At 60.0% G+C, this 17,098-nt stretch carries 18 protein-coding genes; 10 read left to right on the top strand and 8 right to left on the bottom strand.

Features of this window, described 5'->3' with window-relative positions; all coding sequences use genetic code 11:
• Positions 1 to 8: 8 nt before the first annotated feature.
• The 3 genes from ctaD to ABNT42_RS17805 form a co-directional block, all read right to left on the bottom strand.
• Positions 9 to 1,598: a cytochrome c oxidase subunit I gene (ctaD, locus tag ABNT42_RS17815; protein WP_348699196.1), complete on the bottom strand. Its 1,590-nt coding sequence runs from the start codon at positions 1,596 to 1,598 to the stop codon at positions 9 to 11.
• Between the two features lie 15 nt (positions 1,599 to 1,613).
• Entirely contained in the window at positions 1,614 to 2,828 is a 1,215-nt protein-coding gene (coxB, locus tag ABNT42_RS17810) for a cytochrome c oxidase subunit II (protein WP_348699195.1), read from the bottom strand.
• A gap of 369 nt (positions 2,829 to 3,197) precedes the next feature.
• Positions 3,198 to 4,124: a methyltransferase domain-containing protein gene (locus ABNT42_RS17805; protein ID WP_348699194.1), complete on the bottom strand. Its 927-nt coding sequence runs from the start codon at positions 4,122 to 4,124 to the stop codon at positions 3,198 to 3,200.
• A gap of 74 nt (positions 4,125 to 4,198) precedes the next feature.
• On the opposite strand from ABNT42_RS17805, the gene ABNT42_RS17800 reads away from it, so the two are divergent.
• Entirely contained in the window at positions 4,199 to 5,020 is an 822-nt protein-coding gene (locus tag ABNT42_RS17800; RefSeq protein ID WP_348699192.1) for a ComF family protein, read from the top strand.
• Between the two features lie 20 nt (positions 5,021 to 5,040).
• Positions 5,041 to 5,511: a tRNA (uridine(34)/cytosine(34)/5-carboxymethylaminomethyluridine(34)-2'-O)-methyltransferase TrmL gene (trmL, locus tag ABNT42_RS17795; protein ID WP_348699190.1), complete on the top strand. Its 471-nt coding sequence runs from the start codon at positions 5,041 to 5,043 to the stop codon at positions 5,509 to 5,511.
• Positions 5,512 to 5,530: 19 nt separating this feature from the next.
• Here trmL and rfaE2 read toward each other — a convergent pair whose 3' ends face one another.
• Both rfaE2 and ABNT42_RS17785 read right to left on the bottom strand, forming a co-directional pair.
• On the bottom strand, positions 5,531 to 6,013 hold the full coding sequence (gene rfaE2 / locus ABNT42_RS17790; protein WP_348699189.1) for a D-glycero-beta-D-manno-heptose 1-phosphate adenylyltransferase: 483 nt from the start codon (positions 6,011 to 6,013) through the stop codon (positions 5,531 to 5,533).
• A gap of 51 nt (positions 6,014 to 6,064) precedes the next feature.
• Positions 6,065 to 7,261, bottom strand: a complete 1,197-nt coding sequence (locus tag ABNT42_RS17785; RefSeq protein WP_348699187.1) for a PilT/PilU family type 4a pilus ATPase — start codon at positions 7,259 to 7,261, stop codon at positions 6,065 to 6,067.
• A gap of 104 nt (positions 7,262 to 7,365) precedes the next feature.
• Here ABNT42_RS17785 and ABNT42_RS17780 point away from each other — a divergent pair, with 104 nt between their 5' ends.
• From ABNT42_RS17780 to ABNT42_RS17770, 3 genes are all read left to right on the top strand, one after another.
• A complete protein-coding gene (locus tag ABNT42_RS17780) occupies positions 7,366 to 8,301 on the top strand; it encodes a hydrogen peroxide-inducible genes activator (RefSeq protein WP_348699186.1) in 936 nt (311 codons plus the stop codon).
• An 89-nt stretch (positions 8,302 to 8,390) separates the two neighbouring features.
• On the top strand, positions 8,391 to 9,245 hold the full coding sequence (gene ubiA / locus ABNT42_RS17775; RefSeq protein ID WP_348699185.1) for a 4-hydroxybenzoate octaprenyltransferase: 855 nt from the start codon (positions 8,391 to 8,393) through the stop codon (positions 9,243 to 9,245).
• 113 nt (positions 9,246 to 9,358) lie between these two features.
• Positions 9,359 to 9,727 (top strand): DUF883 domain-containing protein, encoded by a 369-nt coding sequence (locus tag ABNT42_RS17770; protein ID WP_348699183.1) that lies wholly within the window; start codon positions 9,359 to 9,361, stop codon positions 9,725 to 9,727.
• Between the two features lie 88 nt (positions 9,728 to 9,815).
• On the opposite strand, the gene ABNT42_RS17765 is transcribed toward ABNT42_RS17770, so the two are convergent.
• Positions 9,816 to 10,094, bottom strand: a complete 279-nt coding sequence (locus ABNT42_RS17765; RefSeq protein WP_348699181.1) for a high-potential iron-sulfur protein — start codon at positions 10,092 to 10,094, stop codon at positions 9,816 to 9,818.
• A 179-nt stretch (positions 10,095 to 10,273) separates the two neighbouring features.
• On the opposite strand from ABNT42_RS17765, the gene ABNT42_RS17760 reads away from it, so the two are divergent.
• Together ABNT42_RS17760 and ABNT42_RS17755 are read left to right on the top strand one after the other, a co-directional pair.
• Positions 10,274 to 11,533 (top strand): parallel beta-helix domain-containing protein, encoded by a 1,260-nt coding sequence (locus ABNT42_RS17760; protein ID WP_348699179.1) that lies wholly within the window; start codon positions 10,274 to 10,276, stop codon positions 11,531 to 11,533.
• Positions 11,533 to 12,699 carry an SO2930 family diheme c-type cytochrome gene (locus ABNT42_RS17755; RefSeq protein WP_348700115.1) on the top strand — a complete coding sequence of 389 codons (1,167 nt, stop codon included), beginning with the start codon at positions 11,533 to 11,535 and terminating at the stop codon, positions 12,697 to 12,699. Before ABNT42_RS17760 ends, ABNT42_RS17755 begins: the two co-directional genes overlap by 1 nt.
• A 52-nt stretch (positions 12,700 to 12,751) precedes the next feature.
• On the opposite strand, the gene proC is transcribed toward ABNT42_RS17755, so the two are convergent.
• Positions 12,752 to 13,582: a pyrroline-5-carboxylate reductase gene (gene proC, locus ABNT42_RS17750; RefSeq protein ID WP_348699177.1), complete on the bottom strand. Its 831-nt coding sequence runs from the start codon at positions 13,580 to 13,582 to the stop codon at positions 12,752 to 12,754.
• Between the two features lie 29 nt (positions 13,583 to 13,611).
• The gene (locus tag ABNT42_RS17745) at positions 13,612 to 14,316 is read right to left on the bottom strand and encodes a YggS family pyridoxal phosphate-dependent enzyme (protein WP_348699175.1); all 705 of its coding nucleotides are present in this window, start codon (positions 14,314 to 14,316) and stop codon (positions 13,612 to 13,614) included.
• Positions 14,317 to 14,389: 73 nt separating this feature from the next.
• Between ABNT42_RS17745 and ABNT42_RS17740 the strand changes: the two genes are divergently transcribed.
• Genes ABNT42_RS17740 through ABNT42_RS17730 form a run of 3 tightly spaced genes read left to right on the top strand, consistent with a single transcriptional unit; the run spans position 14,390 to position 17,081 of the window.
• The gene (locus tag ABNT42_RS17740; RefSeq protein WP_348699173.1) at positions 14,390 to 15,433 is read left to right on the top strand and encodes a type IV pilus twitching motility protein PilT; all 1,044 of its coding nucleotides are present in this window, start codon (positions 14,390 to 14,392) and stop codon (positions 15,431 to 15,433) included.
• Between the two features lie 26 nt (positions 15,434 to 15,459).
• Positions 15,460 to 16,596, top strand: a complete 1,137-nt coding sequence (locus tag ABNT42_RS17735; RefSeq protein ID WP_348699171.1) for a PilT/PilU family type 4a pilus ATPase — start codon at positions 15,460 to 15,462, stop codon at positions 16,594 to 16,596.
• Positions 16,596 to 17,081: a glutathione peroxidase gene (locus ABNT42_RS17730; RefSeq protein WP_348699170.1), complete on the top strand. Its 486-nt coding sequence runs from the start codon at positions 16,596 to 16,598 to the stop codon at positions 17,079 to 17,081. The genes ABNT42_RS17735 and ABNT42_RS17730 overlap by 1 nt, the downstream gene beginning before the upstream one ends.
• Positions 17,082 to 17,098 lie beyond the last annotated feature (17 nt).

Here is a 17,098-nt window from a genome sequence, read left to right as displayed (position 1 = left end):
GCTCACGATTACTTCACCTGTGGCGGGGTTTCGAAGGTATGGAATGGTGCTGGCGAAGGCACCGTCCACTCCAGACCTTCAGCGCCTTCCCATGGTTTGGCTTCGGCTTTTTTACCGCCACGGATGGTCGGCAGCACGACGAAGAACAGGAAGAAGGCTTGCGACAGGCCGAAACCGAAAGCACCGATGGTGGCAATGGTGTTGAAGTCGGTGAACTGGGCCGAATAATCGGCATAGCGGCGCGGCATGCCGGCCAGACCCAGGAAGTGCATAGGGAAGAAGGTGATGTTAAAGGTCACCAGCGAAGCCCAGAAGTGGATCTTGCCCATGGTTTCGTTGTACATGTGGCCGGTCCATTTCGGCGACCAGTAGTAGAAGCCGGCGAACAGGGCGAACAGCGAACCGGCGACCAGTACGTAGTGGAAGTGCGCCACCACGTAGTAGGTGTCCTGCAGCTGGATGTCGATCGGAGTCACCGCCAGAATCAGGCCGGTGAAGCCGCCGATGGTGAACACGAAGATGAAGCCCACGGTGAACAGCATCGGGGTTTCAAAAGTCATCGAACCCTTCCACATGGTAGCGACCCAGTTGAATACTTTCACGCCAGTCGGTACGGCGATCAGCATGGTGGCGTACATGAAGAACAGCTGCGACGTCACGGGCATACCGGTGGTGAACATGTGGTGGGCCCACACGATGAAGGACAGAATCGCGATCGAGGCAGTGGCGTACACCATCGAAGCGTAACCGAACAGCTGCTTGCGGGCGAACGCTGGCAGGATCTGCGAAACGATGCCGAAGGCCGGCAGAATCATGATGTACACCTCTGGGTGACCGAAGAACCAGAAGATGTGCTGGTACATCACCGGATCACCGCCGCCAGCGGCGTTGAAGAAGGAAGTACCGAAGTGACGGTCGGTCAGGGTCATGGTGATGGCGCCAGCCAGCACAGGCATCACGGCGATCAGCAGGTAGGCGGTGATCAGCCAGGTCCAGCAGAACATCGGCATCTTCATCAGCGTCATGCCGGGGGCGCGCATGTTGAGGATGGTGACGATGATGTTAATCGAACCCATGATGGACGAAGCGCCCATCAGGTGCATGGCGAAAATACCCATGTCCATGCCGATCCCCATCTGGCTCGACAGCGGAGCGTACAGGGTCCAGCCGGCCGCCGTGGCACCGCCCGGTACGAAGAAGGAACCGGCCAGCAGCAGCGCTGCCGGTGGCAGCAGCCAGAACGAGAAGTTGTTCATACGGGCAAACGCCATATCTGATGCGCCGATCTGCAGCGGGATCATCCAGTTAGCGAAGCCGACGAAGGCTGGCATGATGGCGCCGAACACCATCACCAGACCGTGCATGGTGGTCAGCTGGTTGAAGAACTCGGGCTGGAAGAACTGCAGGCCCGGTTTGAACAGCTCAGTGCGGATCATCAGGGCCAGTACGCCGCCCGACATCAGCATAATCAGCGAGAACCACAGGTACAGGGTACCGATATCCTTGTGGTTGGTAGCAAACAGCCAGCGCGACAGGCCATGTGGATGGTCGTGCGCGTGGTCATGGTGGTGCGCGTGATCTAAAGTGCTAGTGCTCATTTGTAACGCTCCTGATTACTTACGTGCAGCCACAACTTCGGCTGGTTGGACGATGTTTTCGGCGGCCTTGTTCGACCAGCTATTGCGGGTGTAGGTGATCACCGCAGCAATATCCGTATCCGACAGTTGCTTCCACGCTGGCATCTCCGTGCCATATTTACCGCTCTTCTTACCGTGCAACAGCACGTTAATCTGTTCCGCTTTCGGGCCCGTCACGACAGGCGAAGCATCCAGTGGTGCAAAGGTGGCAGGAATGCCTTTACCGTTAGCCTGGTGGCAGGCCACGCAGTTAGCGGCATACACTTTTTCACCCTTGGTTTTCAGTTCGTCGATAGTCCAGGTTTTGTTCGGATCATCGGCCAGTGCGGCCATTTCTTTCTTCTTGGCGGCAACCCAGGCGCTGTAGTCGGCATCGCTCACCACGCGCACGACGATAGGCATGAAGGCGTGTTCTTTGCCACACAGTTCCGAGCAGTAACCGCGGAAAGTGCCCGTGTGTTCTGCTTTGAACCAGGTATCGCGTACGAAGCCGGGAATCGCATCCTGTTTCACGCCGAAGGCGGGAATCGACCACGAGTGGATCACGTCGTTGGCGGTGGTGACCAGACGGATTTTCTTGTTGACTGGCACAACCACTTCCTGATCGACTTCCATCAGGTAGTTGTCGCCGCGTTTTTCCGTCGCTTCGAAGCCGGGCGCGCCCACTTGCGAGCGCGGGGTCGACAGGTTGGACAGGAAGGAAATCCCTTCGCCCTCGCCTTTCAGGTAGTCATAGCCCCATTTCCACTGCATGCCCGTCACTTTGATGGTGATGTCGGCATTCGAGGTGTCTTTCATGCCCACCACGGTGCGCGTGGCTGGCAGCGCCATCCCGATCACGATCAGGAAAGGCACCACGGTCCAGGCGATCTCGACGGCGGTGGATTCGTGGAAGGTCGCCGGTTTGTGACCGAGCGACTTACGGTGTTTGAAGATCGAGTAGAACATCACGCCGAACACGGCGACGAAGATGACCAGACAGACCATCATCATCCACGTGTGCAGACTGTAGATTTCCGATGCAATCTGGGTTGCCGGCGGTTGCAGATTCAGTTCGCCGGCGACAGGTCCGCCGGTACCGCCCGTGGCCGACGTATAAGTGCCTGCCGCTTCAGCCGCCCACGCTGGGATATTGGCTGCCATTACTGACAGTCCGAGCATCAACGATGGAAGTCGTTTCGCATGTTTCATGTTGTCCCCAACCACCCAAGAAATTAAAAATTAGTATATTTTTTAACGACTCCGGATTTCGGTGAACTGAACCGGCGTCGCTCCTTAAACAACCTCAGGCCCCATGCCAGAATGGCGGGGCCTTAGGGCCTAGCTAGCGCCCTCGATACTGCCTGAGGACAATAAAAAAGCCCGATTCTGCTTAATTCCACTGCTCGTTCGTGCTCGCTGCTATCCGCCTCCGGTTCAGGCTGCTTTTTTATGGCTGGCAGCTTGGTCCAAAGGCAAAATTTGTTGGCCGATTATATATAAGGAGACTACCACGCTCAAGAAATAATCTAAATCAAGATTTCGACTTGCTAGGCTTACCACACTTCCGATAGAAAAATCCTATTTCGGCCCTTTTCGTGGTAAATCAAAGCGAATTATGGCCTCACCACTTGACGTCATGCGCGCCTGGGGGCGGAATGCGTGGCCATAAATGACCTCAAAAGTGAGCGCTAACTTGCCATCCGCACGGCGTCCGTGCTCCAGCGCTGCCAGCATGCGCTGCCAGCGCTGACGGCCCATCAGGCCGCGCGGCACGGTGGCCAGCGGGTTGCCGCCCAGCGCGCGTACGTCGGCTAGCAGGGCTTGCGGGGTATCGTAAGTGACGGTAATGGTCTCCATATCCAGCACGGGTGTGGCAAAACCGGCTTCTACCAGCTGGTCGCCGAAGTCGTGCATATCGACGAAGGGCAGCGTATGTTCGGCCAGATCGGCCTCGGCGAAGGCCGCCCGCAGTTCACGCAGGCTATCCGGCCCGAAGCAGGAAAACATCAGCAGACCGTTCACCCGCAACACACGGCGCCATTCGGCAAACACACGGTCCGGCTGGGGATGCCAGTGCAGCGCCAGATTCGACCACAGCAGATCGACGCTCAGATGTCCTAGTGGCAGATCGGCAAAATCAGCACACAGCAGATCGACCCCGGCCTTGGACGGCAGCAATTTGCTCAGCAACTGGTTCAGCGAAGAAACGCGGCCAGCCGGTTGCTGCGCTGCCTGCAACATGGGCAGGGCAGCATCCACGCCTAAGATCTGGGCAGCAGGGTAGGTTTTCTGCAACAACGGCAGGTCGGCACCCGTGCCGCAACCGGCATCGATCAGCCGTTGTGGTGCAATTTTGACCAGTTCCAGCCGGTCGAACATGCGCGAGGAAATCTCGCGGCGCAGAAAATCGGCCGGCGCCACCCGTTGTGGGCGGCTAAACAGGCTGCGTACTCGCTGCAGATCAATAGGAGCGCTAAGTTTCGGAGGTTGAGCGGGGGCTTGCATGGTGATGATGGGGGATGTAATGCGATAATGTCGGCAGTGTACATGGTTGACGCTACTCGTGTCCGGAGGCCGCTATGTTTGCCGCTGCACCGCCACCCCGTCCGCACCTGCCGCACAGTTGGGCCGAAACGCTGCGACGCTACGCTGCCCGTCTGCTGGACGTCGTGCTGCCACCGGCCTGCGCGCTGTGCGGTGACAGCGGCGCCCCGCTTTGCCCCGCCTGCTGCGCCCAGTTTTTCAGCGCGTCGGCGCTGGGAGCACGCTGCACCTGCTGCGCCGATCCGCTGCCGCCGAATCTCGCTACCGCGCCTGCGCCGCCCCTCGGCATGCCGGGCACAGGCGCGAGCGTGGTAGCGCTATGTACGCAGTGCCAGCAACGCCGGCCGGACTATGCGCAGACGGTGATCGCCTGCGAGTATGCGCTGCCGCTCGATCAGCTGGTACTGCAGCTGAAGTTCGGCCAGCAACTGGCCTATGCGAGGCTGATGGCGCAGCAGTTACGCGACGCCATCTTGCGCCAGCCGGACTACCGCCTGCCCGAGCTGCTGTGTCCCGTACCGCTAGGGCCGCGCCGGCTGGTCGAACGGGGCTACAATCAGGCACTGGAAATTGCCCGTCCGCTGGCGCGCCAGCTGGGCATCGCACTGACGCCGCGGCTGCTGGTGCGGGTGCGCGAGACAGCGCCGCAAAGTCTCGTCACAGCCAGCGCACGCCAGCATAATCTGGCGGGCGCATTTGCTGTCAGCGCAGCGGAACAGGTACAGGGCCGGCATGTCGGTGTGGTCGACGATGTGATGACTAGCGGCACCACCTTGCAGGAAATTGCGGCCACGCTCAGGCGCTATGGCGCCAGCCGTGTCAGTAATCTGGTGTTTGCCCGTACACCACCCCATTGAATTGCATTAAGGAGAAGCACGTGTTTCATGTCGTACTAGTTCAACCGGAAATTCCACCGAATACGGGCAATGTGATCCGCCTGTGCGCCAACACGGGCGCGCAGCTGCACCTGATCGAACCGCTGGGTTTTCCGCTGGAAGACTCCAAGCTGAAACGCGCTGGACTCGATTATCACGAGTATGCGCGCATGAAAGTGCATCCGAACTGGGAGGCTTTTCTGGCCGCCGTGCAGCCTGCACCGGAACGCATGTTCGCCATGACCACGCACGGCTCGTCGCCGTTTGCGCAGGCCAGTTTCCAGCCCGGCGATGTATTTGTATTCGGTTCGGAAACACGCGGACTCGACCCGGCCCTGCGCGAAAGTTTTGCGCCCGCCCAGCGTATCCGCCTGCCCATGCGGCCGGACAACCGCAGCATGAATCTGTCGAACACGGTGGCCGTGGTGGTGTTTGAAGCGTGGCGCCAGAACGGCTATGCCGGTGGCGCCTGAGCCCTCCGCAGGGAGGGAATTACAGTTTGTGCGAACGCACTTTGGTGAGTAGTTTGGTGGTGGAGCGGTCATGTTCGAATTCGATCGCCACGGCTTCGCCACCATAGGCCAGCACGGCCAGCCCTTCGGGGATTTCATCCATCTGGTAATCGCCGCCTTTGGCGTAGATTTCCGGATGCGCTGCCAGCACGGCCTGCAAGGCCGTATCTTCATCGAACTCCACCACCAGATCGACCGACTCCAGCGCAGCCAGCACGGCCATGCGGTCGGCGCAGTTGTTGAGCGGACGGTCGTCGCCTTTGCCTAGCCGCTTGACGGAGGCGTCGGTATTGGCCGCCACCACCAGCGAGGCGCCCAGCGCACGGGCTTGCGCCAGATAGGTGACATGACCGCGATGCAGGATGTCGAACACCCCGTTGGTCATTACCACGGGCTTGGGCAGCGCTGCCACACGCACTGCCAGCTGATCGCGGCTACAGATTTTTTTCTCGAATTGTGGCATGAGTTACTTCCTATAGTGATACTGAATTCTGTGTTGCTGCTACGTGCGCTGTTACTTGCTATCTGCTTGCTGGTCGTTCTCCGCCGCCTCGTCATCGAGCTGCATGCTGAGCGTATCGGACGGCGTGGCCGCACCATCGGCCGGTTCCTTGCGGCCGCCGTGCAGCTTGATCTGCAGGCGTAAACCGTTGACCGAGTCGGCATTGCGCAGCGCTTCTTCGTAAGCAATGTAACCGCTATTATAAAGTTCATACAGCGCCTGGTCGAACGTACACATGCCGAGTTCGCGCGATTTGTGCATGATCTCTTTGATGCTCTGGAAGTTACCCTTGAAGATCATCTCGGCGATGGTGGGCGTGTTCAGCAGAATTTCGATGGCCGCTTTGCGCCCCGTACCATCTTCCGTGCGGATCAGCCGCTGCGACACAATGGCACGCAGATTCGAGGACAGATCCATCAGCAACTGATTGCGCCGCTCTTCGGGGAAGAAGTTGATGATGCGGTCCATGGTCTGGTTGGCGTTGTTCGCATGCAGCGTGCCCAGACACAGGTGGCCCGTCTCGGCAAAGGCGATGGCATGTTCCATGGTTTCCGTGTCGCGAATTTCGCCTATCAGTATCACATCGGGCGCCTGCCGCAAGGTATTCTTCAGCGCACTGTGCCACGACAGCGTATCCACCCCTACCTCGCGGTGGGTCACCAGGCAGCCCTTGTTCTTATGCACATATTCCACCGGATCTTCCACCGTGATGATGTGACCGGCAGAATGGGTGTTGCGATAATCGATCATGGCGGCCAGTGTGGTCGATTTGCCTGACCCCGTACCACCCACCACCAGCACCAGCCCCCGTTTGCTCATGATCACATCCTTGAGCACCTCCGGCAGAGCCAGCTTTTCGAAATTGGGAATTTCCGAAGCGATGGTACGGATTACCATGCCTACGCACTGCTGCTGCACAAACACGTTGACGCGGAAACGGCACACATCGGGCAGCGAGATAGCGAAATTACATTCGAGTTCGGCCTCGAATTCGCGCTGCTGCTTCTCGTTCATGATGGACAGCGCCAGCGCACGCGTCACCTGCCCCGTCAGCTTCTGCTGGCTGAGCGGCTTCATCGCCCCCTGTGCTTTCACGCTGGGCGGAAAATCGGCGGCAATGAACAGATCGGACGCGCCCATGTGATGCATCACCTTGAGCAGCTTGTGCAGATAGGCTTGCGCCTCTGCCGGACCAAACGGGGTAGTCATGTCAGCCTTTCGATGCCTCAGAGCAATCCGCATTATATAGTTGACGGCGCGACAATCGGGCGAGATTTATTGCATACCTGTAGAGCCTGTGTTCAAATACCCGCATGACCCTGACCGAACTGAAATACATCGTTGCTGTTGCACGAGCCAAGCACTTCGGCCACGCCGCCGAGGCGTGCTACGTGGCGCAGCCTACCCTATCGGTCGCCATCAAGAAACTCGAAGACGAACTGGGCGTGGTGCTGTTCGAACGGGGTGGAGCAGAAATCTCCGTGACCCCGCTGGGCGCGCAGATCGTCGCACAGGCCGAGCGCGTGCTGGAACAGACCGCCGCTATCAAGGAACTGGCCAAGCAGAATAAAGACCCGCTGGCCGGCCCGCTGCGCCTGGGCGTGATCTACACCATCGGCCCGTATCTGCTGCCGCCGCTGGTCAAGGGCATGATAGACAAAGTGCCGCAGATGCCGCTGATCCTGCAGGAAAACTTCACCGTACGGCTGCTGGAAATGCTGCGTCAGGGCGAGCTCGATGCCGCCATCATGGCCTTGCCTCTGCCTGAACACGGCATGGCCGTGCAGGCGCTGTACGACGAACCGTTTGTGGTGGCCATGCCGTCCCAGCACGCGTGGTGCAAACGCCGCAGCATCCCCGCCGACGACCTCAAAACGGAAAACATGCTGTTGCTGGGAAATGGCCACTGCTTCCGCGATCAGGTGCTGGAAGTCTGTCCCGAAATGGCGCGCTACGCCACGCCGGGCAACGGCATGCAGCGCACCTTTGAAGGCTCGTCACTGGAAACCATACGCCACATGGTCGCCAGCGGCATCGGCCTGACCGTGCTGCCGCGTGCTTCCGTGCCGGACATGGAAAGCAAGGACGGCATGCTGCAGTTCCGCCCGTTCGACCAGCCCGTGCCATCGCGCCGCGTGGTCATCGTCTGGCGCAAGAGCTTTACCCGCAAAGCGGCCATCGATGCCATCTGCGAAGTGGTGGCTGGCTGCAACCTGCCCGGCATTACGCCCGTCAGCGCGGGCGCCTGAAGTCTGGCATAGCGCCAGTTGGCGCTAGCCGCACCGCAAGCGCTCAGGATTTGCGATAATCCCTACTTTCCCATCCTGTAGCGCCCACGATGAACAAGCTGGCACTGTATTACCGTCTGGTCCGACTCGATAAACCCATAGGCACGCTGCTACTGCTGTGGCCTACCCTGTGCGCCCTGTGGATGGCCTCGAACGGCCAGCCCGATGCTATGCTGGTGGTGATTTTCTCGCTGGGCACCCTGCTGATGCGCTCGGCCGGCTGCGCCATCAACGACTACGCCGATCAGGATTTCGACAAATACGTTAAACGTACGGCCGAACGGCCCATCACCAGTGGTCGCATCAGCGGCAAGGAAGCGCTGGCCATCGCCGGCCTGCTGGCCGTGCTGTCGTTCTGCCTGATTCTGCCGCTAAATACACTGACCAAGCAGCTTTCCGTGGCCGCCGTCATCATCGCCGCCAGCTACCCTTACTTCAAGCGCTTCTTCGCCATCCCGCAAGCCTATCTGGGCATCGCCTTCGGCTTCGGCATGCCGATGGCCTTTGCCGCCATCCAGAACAGCGTACCGCCGGTCGCCTGGCTGCTCCTGCTGGGCAATGTGTTCTGGGCCGTGGCCTATGACACGGCCTACGCCATGGTAGACCGTGACGATGACCTGAAAATCGGCATCAAGACGTCCGCGATTACCTTCGGCCAGTACGACGTGGCCGCCATCATGCTGTGCTACGCCGCCCATCTGGGCCTGCTGCTGGTGTGCGGCAAGATGCTGAACATGGGCCTGTACTACCTTGGCGGCATCGTAGTGGCAGCGGGCATCGCCGCCTATCACTACACCCTGATCCGCACACGCGAGCGCGATGCCTGCTTCTACGCCTTCCGCCACAACAACTGGCTAGGCGCCGCCGTGTTCGCGGGCGTACTGCTCGACTACGCTCTGCGCTAATTTCGCCTGCACTGCAGCACTTTGCATGCAGGCAAACGCGCGCCGGCATCATCGCGTGCGGGCTACATTCTTAGCTCACCGGCCAGAGCCGGATCATCGACAGCGAGGACAGCATGGAACAAACCCAGCAGAACGGCAAAGACCTAGCCGAGAGCAAAGCCGCCAGCGCCGATGCGCGCGAGCGCCTGATGAGTGAACTGAAAACCGCGATCGACGCTGCCGAAGGCTGGCTGCAGCAGGATGATAACGAGCACAACGGCAACGCAACCGCCGGCAAGGCCGCCACTGCCGCCCAGACACAGTTTCAGGAGACGTTGAATACCGCGCGCCAAGACCTGCAGCAACTTCAGCACAGCCTGCAGGAACGTGGTCGCAGCGCCGCCCAGTCGGCTGGTGCCTACGTGCAGGAAAACCCGTGGAAGTCGGTCGGCCTAGGTGCCGCGCTCGGCGTCATCGTCGGCCTGCTCATCGCCCGCAAATAACCTGGGGTCAGGTCGGGCATTGGCGCAGAGCTCGCTTAGGATATAGCGGACTCTGCGCCAATGCCCGACCTGACCCCGCTGTTTGTTTTCAGCCGAAGGACGTGCACCAGCCGGCTGCTGCCACTAGGCGTTTCGCGAACAGCGGGCAACCACCCATATCGTTCGGGCCATCTTCGTAGATCTGGCATTTGCTGCAGCGGTCGCCCGGCTTGAAGTCGGGGAATTTCTTCTGATCGACCTTGGTCGCATCGCTGACATAGCTGAACTCGCGCGCCTGCGGCTCGTCTTCGCGCAACGGCTGGCGATCCTCGGCCAGCGCGCTACGTGTCGCTATGGCGGCCAGCGCTGCAGCGCAACTACCCAGCATGAATATCCGTCGGCTTGTCATGTCATCCCCCTATCTGGCCCATTACTTATACTAGTTTCATATTGTCGTAGCCACGCCACAGCGTGGTGTGAAATGATACAACGTTGACCCTTAGTCATGCTCTATACTCGGCTGGCATTGCTTTAAATATCAAACAAAACCAACAACGAGGGGATGATATGGTTAAGGCTTTACGCGCACTCGCCGTCTGTGGCGCCGTCAGTGCAGCGCTGCTTGGCTGCAGCAAATCCGAAGCGCCTGCCAGCGCCGACAAGGTGAGCGCCGATGCGGCGTTCCAGAAAAAACTGCAGGAACAGCTACTCGACGCCAAGCCGGGCAGCGTGATCGAGATACCCGCCGGCAGTTACCACCTGACCAGCGGCCTGACCTTGCGCGCCAACGGCGTGACCATACGCGGCGCCGGCATGGACAAGACCATCCTCTCGTTCAAGGATCAGGTGGCCGGCCCTGAAGGTATGCTGGTCTACGCCAGCGACTTCACCATCGAAGGCCTGACCATCGAAGACTCCAAAGGCGATGGCCTGAAGATCAATGACGGCGACAACATCACTATCCGCAAAGTCAAAGTGCAGTGGACGGGCGGCTCCAAAGTCACCAACGGCGCTTATGGCATCTACCCCGTCAAGACACGCAATGTGCTGATCGAAGACTGCGTGGCGATCGCCGCATCGGATGCCGGCATCTACGTGGGCCAGTCGAATGGCGTGGTAGTGCGCCGCTCGCGCGCCGAGCAGAATGTGGCCGGCATCGAAATCGAAAACACTGTGAACGCCGACGTGTACGACAACGTCGCTACCAATAACACGGGCGGCATCCTCGTATTCAATATGCCCAACCTGTCGCAGCCCGGCCACAGTACGCGGGTGTTCAAGAACAAGGTGGAGAAGAACAATCTGGGTAACTTCGCTGCCCGCGGCACGGCTGTGGCCAGCGTGCCGGCCGGTTCCGGCATCGTCATCAACTCCAACTCCAAAGTGGAAATCTTCGATAACGATGTGACGGATAACCAGACCGCCAACGTGATCATCTCCAGCTACCATTCAACCGGCTACTTCACGGAAAAAGGCGTGGCTGCCAATTACGACCCGTATCCGAAAGCCATCTACGTCTACGGCAACCGCTTCAAAGGCGGTGGCGACTCGCCCGACGGCCTTGATCTGAAAGCGCTGAAAATCGCCATGTATGGTCTGAGCGGCCACTTGCCCGATGTGCTGTGGGATGGCTATGTGGATACCAAACTGCTGGTCAAAGGCCAACTGCCGGCCGAGCACCGCATCTGCATCCAGAACGATGCGGAAGTGCTCAATGCCGATGGCCCTAACAAGTACAAGAATCCCAACAAAGATAGCGCACCGTTCCGCTGCGAACTGGCCAAACTTCCGGCCGTTTCGATTACCCAGCTGGCGGCGCAATCGTGATGCGGCGGCTGTGGAAACCGGGCGCCGTTGCAGCGGCGCTGCTAGGCATGGCCGCGGGTGCAGCGCTGCTACTCGGTGGCTGCACGCGTAGCCAGCCCGAAGTCAGCTTCATCACGGAAGGCAATCCGGCTAAGTTGAGCGACTGGCATCTGATGACAGTGAGTAGTGGCAGGCTGAATTTGAATGCCGGTGTGGTGCCCTACGATCTGAACACGCCGCTGTTCACCGACTACGCCCAGAAGCTACGCACCATCTGGATGCCGAAGGGTGTGAGTGCCAGCTACGATGCCGAGAACACTTTCAACTTCCCGGTTGGCACCATCATCAGCAAGACCTTCTACTATCCGAAAGAAACGGGCGGTGGCAAAGCCGTACTGGCGACTTACGATAGCAGCCGCAATGGCGGCGACCGGCTCGATCTGGCCAATGTGCGGCTGATGGAAACCCGCTTGCTGGTGCGTCGGGCCGACGGCTGGATCGCCCTGCCCTATGTGTGGAATGCCGATCAGACCGACGCCGTGCTGGCGCGCACAGGGGAGCAGATTCCCGTCGAAGTGCTGCATGAAGACCAGACCCGCAAACCGCTCACCTATGTGGTACCGAATGTGAACCAGTGCGCAGCCTGCCACGTGGCCGACATCAAGTCGCGCCAGTTCCAGCCTATCGGCCCGAAGGCGCGCCACATGAATCGCGACTACAGTTATGACGGTGTGAGCAGCAACCAGCTGGCCTATCTGGCCAAGCTGGGCTACCTGAGCGGACTACCGGAAGATGTAGCCAAGGCTGTGCCGCGCAACGCCAACTGGCGCGACAGCAGCCAGTCGCTCGATGCACGCGCCCGTGCCTACCTCGATATCAACTGCGCGCACTGCCACAACGACAAGGGCGCAGCCAACACCACGGCGCTGCATCTGAATATGGGCGCACCGGCCAATCTGCATCTGGGGCTGTGCAAGCCACCTGTGGCAGCCGGCGCCGGTACGGGCGGGCATACCTTCGGCATCTATCCGGGCAAACCGGACGATTCGATTATGGTGTATCGCCTGAACAGCGCCGAGACGGGTGTAATGATGCCAGAACTGGGACGCGGCTCGGTGCACCGCGAAGGCGTGGCGCTGATCAAAGAGTGGATCGCCGCCATGAAGCAGGGCTGCGACCAGCGCTAAAGCTTGCGCAGTGTGCCGCCCCACTTATAGGGTGCGGCACACAAACACTTCCCTAGCTGGCGGCCCCCAGTTCGTCGCCCATTTCCTTGCCGCGTGCTGCAGCTGCCTTCATCGCCTGAATAATCGCCGGCTTCACGCCTGCCGCTTCCATGCTGGTCAGCGCAGCGTAGGTGGTGCCGCCTTTCGACGTCACGCGTTCGCGCAGCAGGGTGACCGGTTCATCCGACTGCTGTGCCAGTTGCGCTGCCCCGGTAAAGGTGGCCATGGCCAGCTGCTCGCCCTGCTCGGCGCTCAGTCCCATTTCCTGCGCCGCCTGCTGCATGGCCTCGATGAAGTAGAACACATACGCGGGACCGCTGCCGGAAACCGCCGTTACGGCATCGATCTGCGCTTCCTCATCGAGCCACACGGTCGGGCCGACGGCACGCAGAATATCGTCGGCGGCCTGCTTCTGCGCGGCGCTCACACCGGCCGTGGCCACCATGCCGGTAATCCCCATACCGATCAGCGCCGGCGTGTTCGGCATGCAGCGCACGATGGCGCCATAGCCGCCCAGCCAGCGCGACAGATCGGCACCACGGATGCCGGCCGCGATCGATACGATCAGCGGCTGCCGGCCGGGCACGGCCTGCAGCAAAGGCAGCAACTGCGTAGCCACGGCGCGCATAGCCTGCGGCTTCACGGCCAGCACGATCACATCGGCGGCTGCGGCCACGGCATCAGCCTGCGCCGCCGTGCTCACGCCGAACTGCTGCTGCAGGCGCGCCAGCGCTTCCGCGCTCGGATCGGCTACGTGGATATCCGCACCGGCCGTCAATTTATTAGCCAGCCCTGCGATCAGCGCGGACGCCATATTGCCGCCACCGATAAATGCTATTTTCATATTCGTCATACTCGACACACTCGACATATTCAGGCCTTGTGATAATTTCGTGATCCAAAAATCGCGCTGCCGACCCGCACAATGGTCGCCCCCTCGACAATGGCGGCGCGCAGATCGGCCGACATGCCCATCGACAGGGTATCCAGTGCCAGCCCTTCGGCGCGCAACTGCTCGTACAGCGCCCGCAGCGCGGCAAACGCCGCACGCTGCTGGGCATAGTCCTCGACCGGCTCAGGGATCGCCATCAGGCCACGCAAGGTCAGATTGGGGAGCGCGGCAACCTTGTGGGCCAGCGCCGGAAGTTCTTGCGGGGTCACGCCGCTTTTGCTGGCCTCCCCGCTGATATTTACCTGCAAACAGATCTGCAACGGCGCCAGACCGGCCGGACGCTGCTCGGACAGGCGCTGGGCGATCTTTTCCCGCTCCACCGTATGTACCCAGTCGAAATGCTCGGCGATGGGGCGCGTCTTGTTACTCTGGATAGGGCCGATGAAATGCCACTCGAGCGCCGGTGCACCCGCAGCGCGTACGGCGGCGATCTTGTCCACGCCTTCCTGCAGATAATTTTCGCCAAACGCACGCTGGCCGGCCGCCACAGCTTCCAGCACGGCCTCCGCGCCAAAGGTCTTGGACACGGCGAGCAGTTGTACGGTTTCTGGCGCACGGCCGGATTCTTGGGCTGCGGCAACAATTGTGGTGGCGATTGCTTGCAAGTTCTGGGGAATCAGAGACATAATCAGTAGATAAACGTTGTAAACCGGCAAGCGTCATTGCGACGCTCCTCCATGTCAGGCACAGGAATTATAAATGGACATCACCGAGCTACTCGCATTCTCCGTCAAGAACAAGGCCTCGGACCTGCACCTGTCCGCCGGTTTGCCGCCCATGATACGGGTACACGGCGATGTACGCCGCATCAATCTGCCGCCGCTCGAACATAAAGATGTGCATAGCATGATCTATGACATCATGAACGATGCCCAGCGCAAGGCCTACGAGGAAATGCTGGAGTGCGATTTCTCCTTCTCCATCCCCGGTCTGGCCCGTTTCCGGGTGAATGCCTACAATCAGGAACGCGGGGCTTCGGCCGTGCTGCGGACCATCCCGTCTAAGATCCTGACGCTGGAAGAACTCAACGCACCGAAAATTTTTGCCGATTTCGCGCTCAAGCCGCGCGGTCTGGTACTGGTGACGGGGCCGACCGGCTCCGGTAAGTCCACCACGCTGGCGGCCATGGTCAACCACCTCAACGAAAACGAGTATGGCCACATCCTGACCATCGAAGACCCGATCGAATTCGTGCACGAATCGAAGAAGTGCCTGATCAACCAGCGCGAAGTGGGACCGCACACGCTGTCGTTCAATAACGCGCTGCGCTCGGCGCTGCGCGAAGACCCCGATGCGATTCTGATCGGCGAGATGCGCGATCTGGAAACCATTCGGCTAGCCCTGTCGGCCGCCGAAACGGGCCACCTCGTATTCGGCACGCTGCACACCTCCTCGGCCGCCAAAACCATCGACCGTATCGTCGACGTGTTCCCGGCCGATGAAAAGGAAATGGTGCGGGCCATGCTGTCGGAATCGCTGCAGGCCGTCATTTCCCAGACCCTGTTAAAAACCAAGGATGGCAGCGGTCGCGTGGCCGCGCACGAGATCATGGTGGCCACACCGGCCATCCGTAACCTGATCCGCGAAGCCAAGGTGGCGCAGATGTATTCCGCCATCCAGACGGGCAGCAACGTGGGCATGCAGACGCTGGACCAGAACCTCAGCGATCTGGTGCGACGGAACGTGATCAGTGCGGCGGCGGCGCGTAGCGCAGCCAAATCGCCCGATAACTTCCCCGGTTAATCCCAAACTCAAGGACAGGACGCACCATGGAACGCGATCAGGCCTCTAAATTCATGTTCGACCTGTTGCGCCTGATGACCAGCAAGAAGGGTTCGGACCTGTTCATCACGGCCGGTTTCCCGCCTGCCATCAAGATCGACGGCAAGCTCACGCCCGTCTCGGCGCAGGCGCTGACGGCAGCGCACACCACCGATCTGGCGCGTTCCATCATGAACGACAAACAGGCCGCCACGTTCGAACTTACCAAGGAAGCCAACTTCGCCATCAGTCCCGGCGATCTGGGACGCTTCCGCGTGTCCGCGCTGGTGCAGATGGGTTCCGTGGCCATGGTGCTGCGCACGATTAATACCGAGATTCCGCAACTGGAAAATCTGGGGCTGCCGCCCGTGCTGAAAGAGATCGTGATGGCCAAGCGCGGCCTGGTCATCATGGTGGGCGCCACCGGCTCGGGCAAATCCACCACGCTGGCGGCGATGGTGGGGCACCGTAATGAAAACAGCTACGGCCACATTATCACCATCGAAGATCCGGTCGAATACGTGCACCCGCACCGCAACTGCATCGTCACCCAGCGCGAAGTGGGCGTCGATACGGAAGACTGGGAAGTAGCGCTGAAAAACTCCTTGCGGCAAGCACCGGATGTGATCCAGATCGGTGAAATCCGCGACCGCGAAACCATGGACCACGCCATCGCTTTTGCCGAAACGGGCCACCTGTGTCTGGCCACGCTGCACGCCAACAGCGCCAATCAGGCACTCGACCGCATCATCAACTTCTTCCCCGAAGAACGCCGCCAGCAACTGCTGATGGATCTGTCGCTAAATCTGAAAGGTATGGTGTCGCAGCGCCTGATTCCGCGCAAGGAAGGCGCGGGCCGTGTGGTGGCGATCGAAATCCTGCTGAATTCTCCGCTGATTTCGGACCTGATCTTCAAGGGCCAGATTCACGACATCAAGGAACTGATGAAGAAATCGCGCGAGCTGGGCATGCAGACCTTCGACCAGTCGCTGTTCGATCTGCACGAGGCAGAACTGATCAGCTACGAAGATGCGCTGCGCAATGCCGATTCCGTCAACGATCTACGCCTCGCCATCAAACTGGAAAGCAAAACCGCACGCAACCGTGACCTGAGCGCCGGCACCGAACATCTGGGCATTATCTGATGAGTACAATTTTCGACTACAGCGCCGATACGCTGGCCGGCACGCCGGCCAGTCTGGACCAATACCGTGGTCAGGTTCTCCTGATCGTCAACACCGCCAGCCAGTGCGGCTTTACGCCCCAGTACAAAGGACTGGAAGCGGTGTATCAGCAGTTTAAAGATCGCGGCGTGACCGTGCTGGGTTTTCCCTGCAACCAGTTCGGCCAGCAGGAGCCGGGACAGGCCGAGGAAATCGGCGCTTTCTGCGAAAAGAACTACGGCGTCAGCTTCCCCCTGTTCGCCAAGGTCGATGTGAATGGCGCACAGGCGCACCCGTTGTTCCAGCAGCTCAAGAAAGACGCCCCCGGCATCCTCGGCACGCAGGCCATCAAATGGAACTTCACCAAATTCCTCGTGCGTAAAGATGGCCGTGTCTACAAACGCTATGCGCCCAGCACCACACCGGAACAGCTGATCGCCGATATCGAAACCCTGCTCGCCGAATAAGCCGCCATGCCACCACA

Source organism: Duganella fentianensis (assembly GCF_964031615.1).
Taxonomy (GTDB): domain Bacteria; phylum Pseudomonadota; class Gammaproteobacteria; order Burkholderiales; family Burkholderiaceae_D; genus Rugamonas; species Rugamonas fentianensis_A.
Note: the sequence above shows the minus strand (reverse complement) of the source record. Positions and strands in the feature narration are given on the sequence as shown.

Coding starts and splice junctions, on each gene's coding strand:
- ABNT42_RS17770 (WP_348699183.1), top strand. CDS start 9,359: ATGGAACAAACCCAGCAGAACGGCAAAGACCTAGCCGAGAGCAAAGCC.
- ABNT42_RS17805 (WP_348699194.1), bottom strand. CDS start 4,124: ATGCAAGCCCCCGCTCAACCTCCGAAACTTAGCGCTCCTATTGATCTG.
- ubiA (WP_348699185.1), top strand. CDS start 8,391: ATGAACAAGCTGGCACTGTATTACCGTCTGGTCCGACTCGATAAACCC.
- coxB (WP_348699195.1), bottom strand. CDS start 2,828: ATGAAACATGCGAAACGACTTCCATCGTTGATGCTCGGACTGTCAGTA.
- ABNT42_RS17740 (WP_348699173.1), top strand. CDS start 14,390: ATGGACATCACCGAGCTACTCGCATTCTCCGTCAAGAACAAGGCCTCG.
- ABNT42_RS17735 (WP_348699171.1), top strand. CDS start 15,460: ATGGAACGCGATCAGGCCTCTAAATTCATGTTCGACCTGTTGCGCCTG.
- ABNT42_RS17760 (WP_348699179.1), top strand. CDS start 10,274: ATGGTTAAGGCTTTACGCGCACTCGCCGTCTGTGGCGCCGTCAGTGCA.
- ABNT42_RS17765 (WP_348699181.1), bottom strand. CDS start 10,094: ATGCTGGGTAGTTGCGCTGCAGCGCTGGCCGCCATAGCGACACGTAGC.
- ABNT42_RS17730 (WP_348699170.1), top strand. CDS start 16,596: ATGAGTACAATTTTCGACTACAGCGCCGATACGCTGGCCGGCACGCCG.
- ABNT42_RS17755 (WP_348700115.1), top strand. CDS start 11,533: ATGCGGCGGCTGTGGAAACCGGGCGCCGTTGCAGCGGCGCTGCTAGGC.
- ABNT42_RS17745 (WP_348699175.1), bottom strand. CDS start 14,316: ATGTCTCTGATTCCCCAGAACTTGCAAGCAATCGCCACCACAATTGTT.
- ABNT42_RS17785 (WP_348699187.1), bottom strand. CDS start 7,261: ATGACTACCCCGTTTGGTCCGGCAGAGGCGCAAGCCTATCTGCACAAG.
- ctaD (WP_348699196.1), bottom strand. CDS start 1,598: ATGAGCACTAGCACTTTAGATCACGCGCACCACCATGACCACGCGCAC.
- ABNT42_RS17800 (WP_348699192.1), top strand. CDS start 4,199: ATGTTTGCCGCTGCACCGCCACCCCGTCCGCACCTGCCGCACAGTTGG.
- proC (WP_348699177.1), bottom strand. CDS start 13,582: ATGAAAATAGCATTTATCGGTGGCGGCAATATGGCGTCCGCGCTGATC.
- rfaE2 (WP_348699189.1), bottom strand. CDS start 6,013: ATGCCACAATTCGAGAAAAAAATCTGTAGCCGCGATCAGCTGGCAGTG.
- ABNT42_RS17780 (WP_348699186.1), top strand. CDS start 7,366: ATGACCCTGACCGAACTGAAATACATCGTTGCTGTTGCACGAGCCAAG.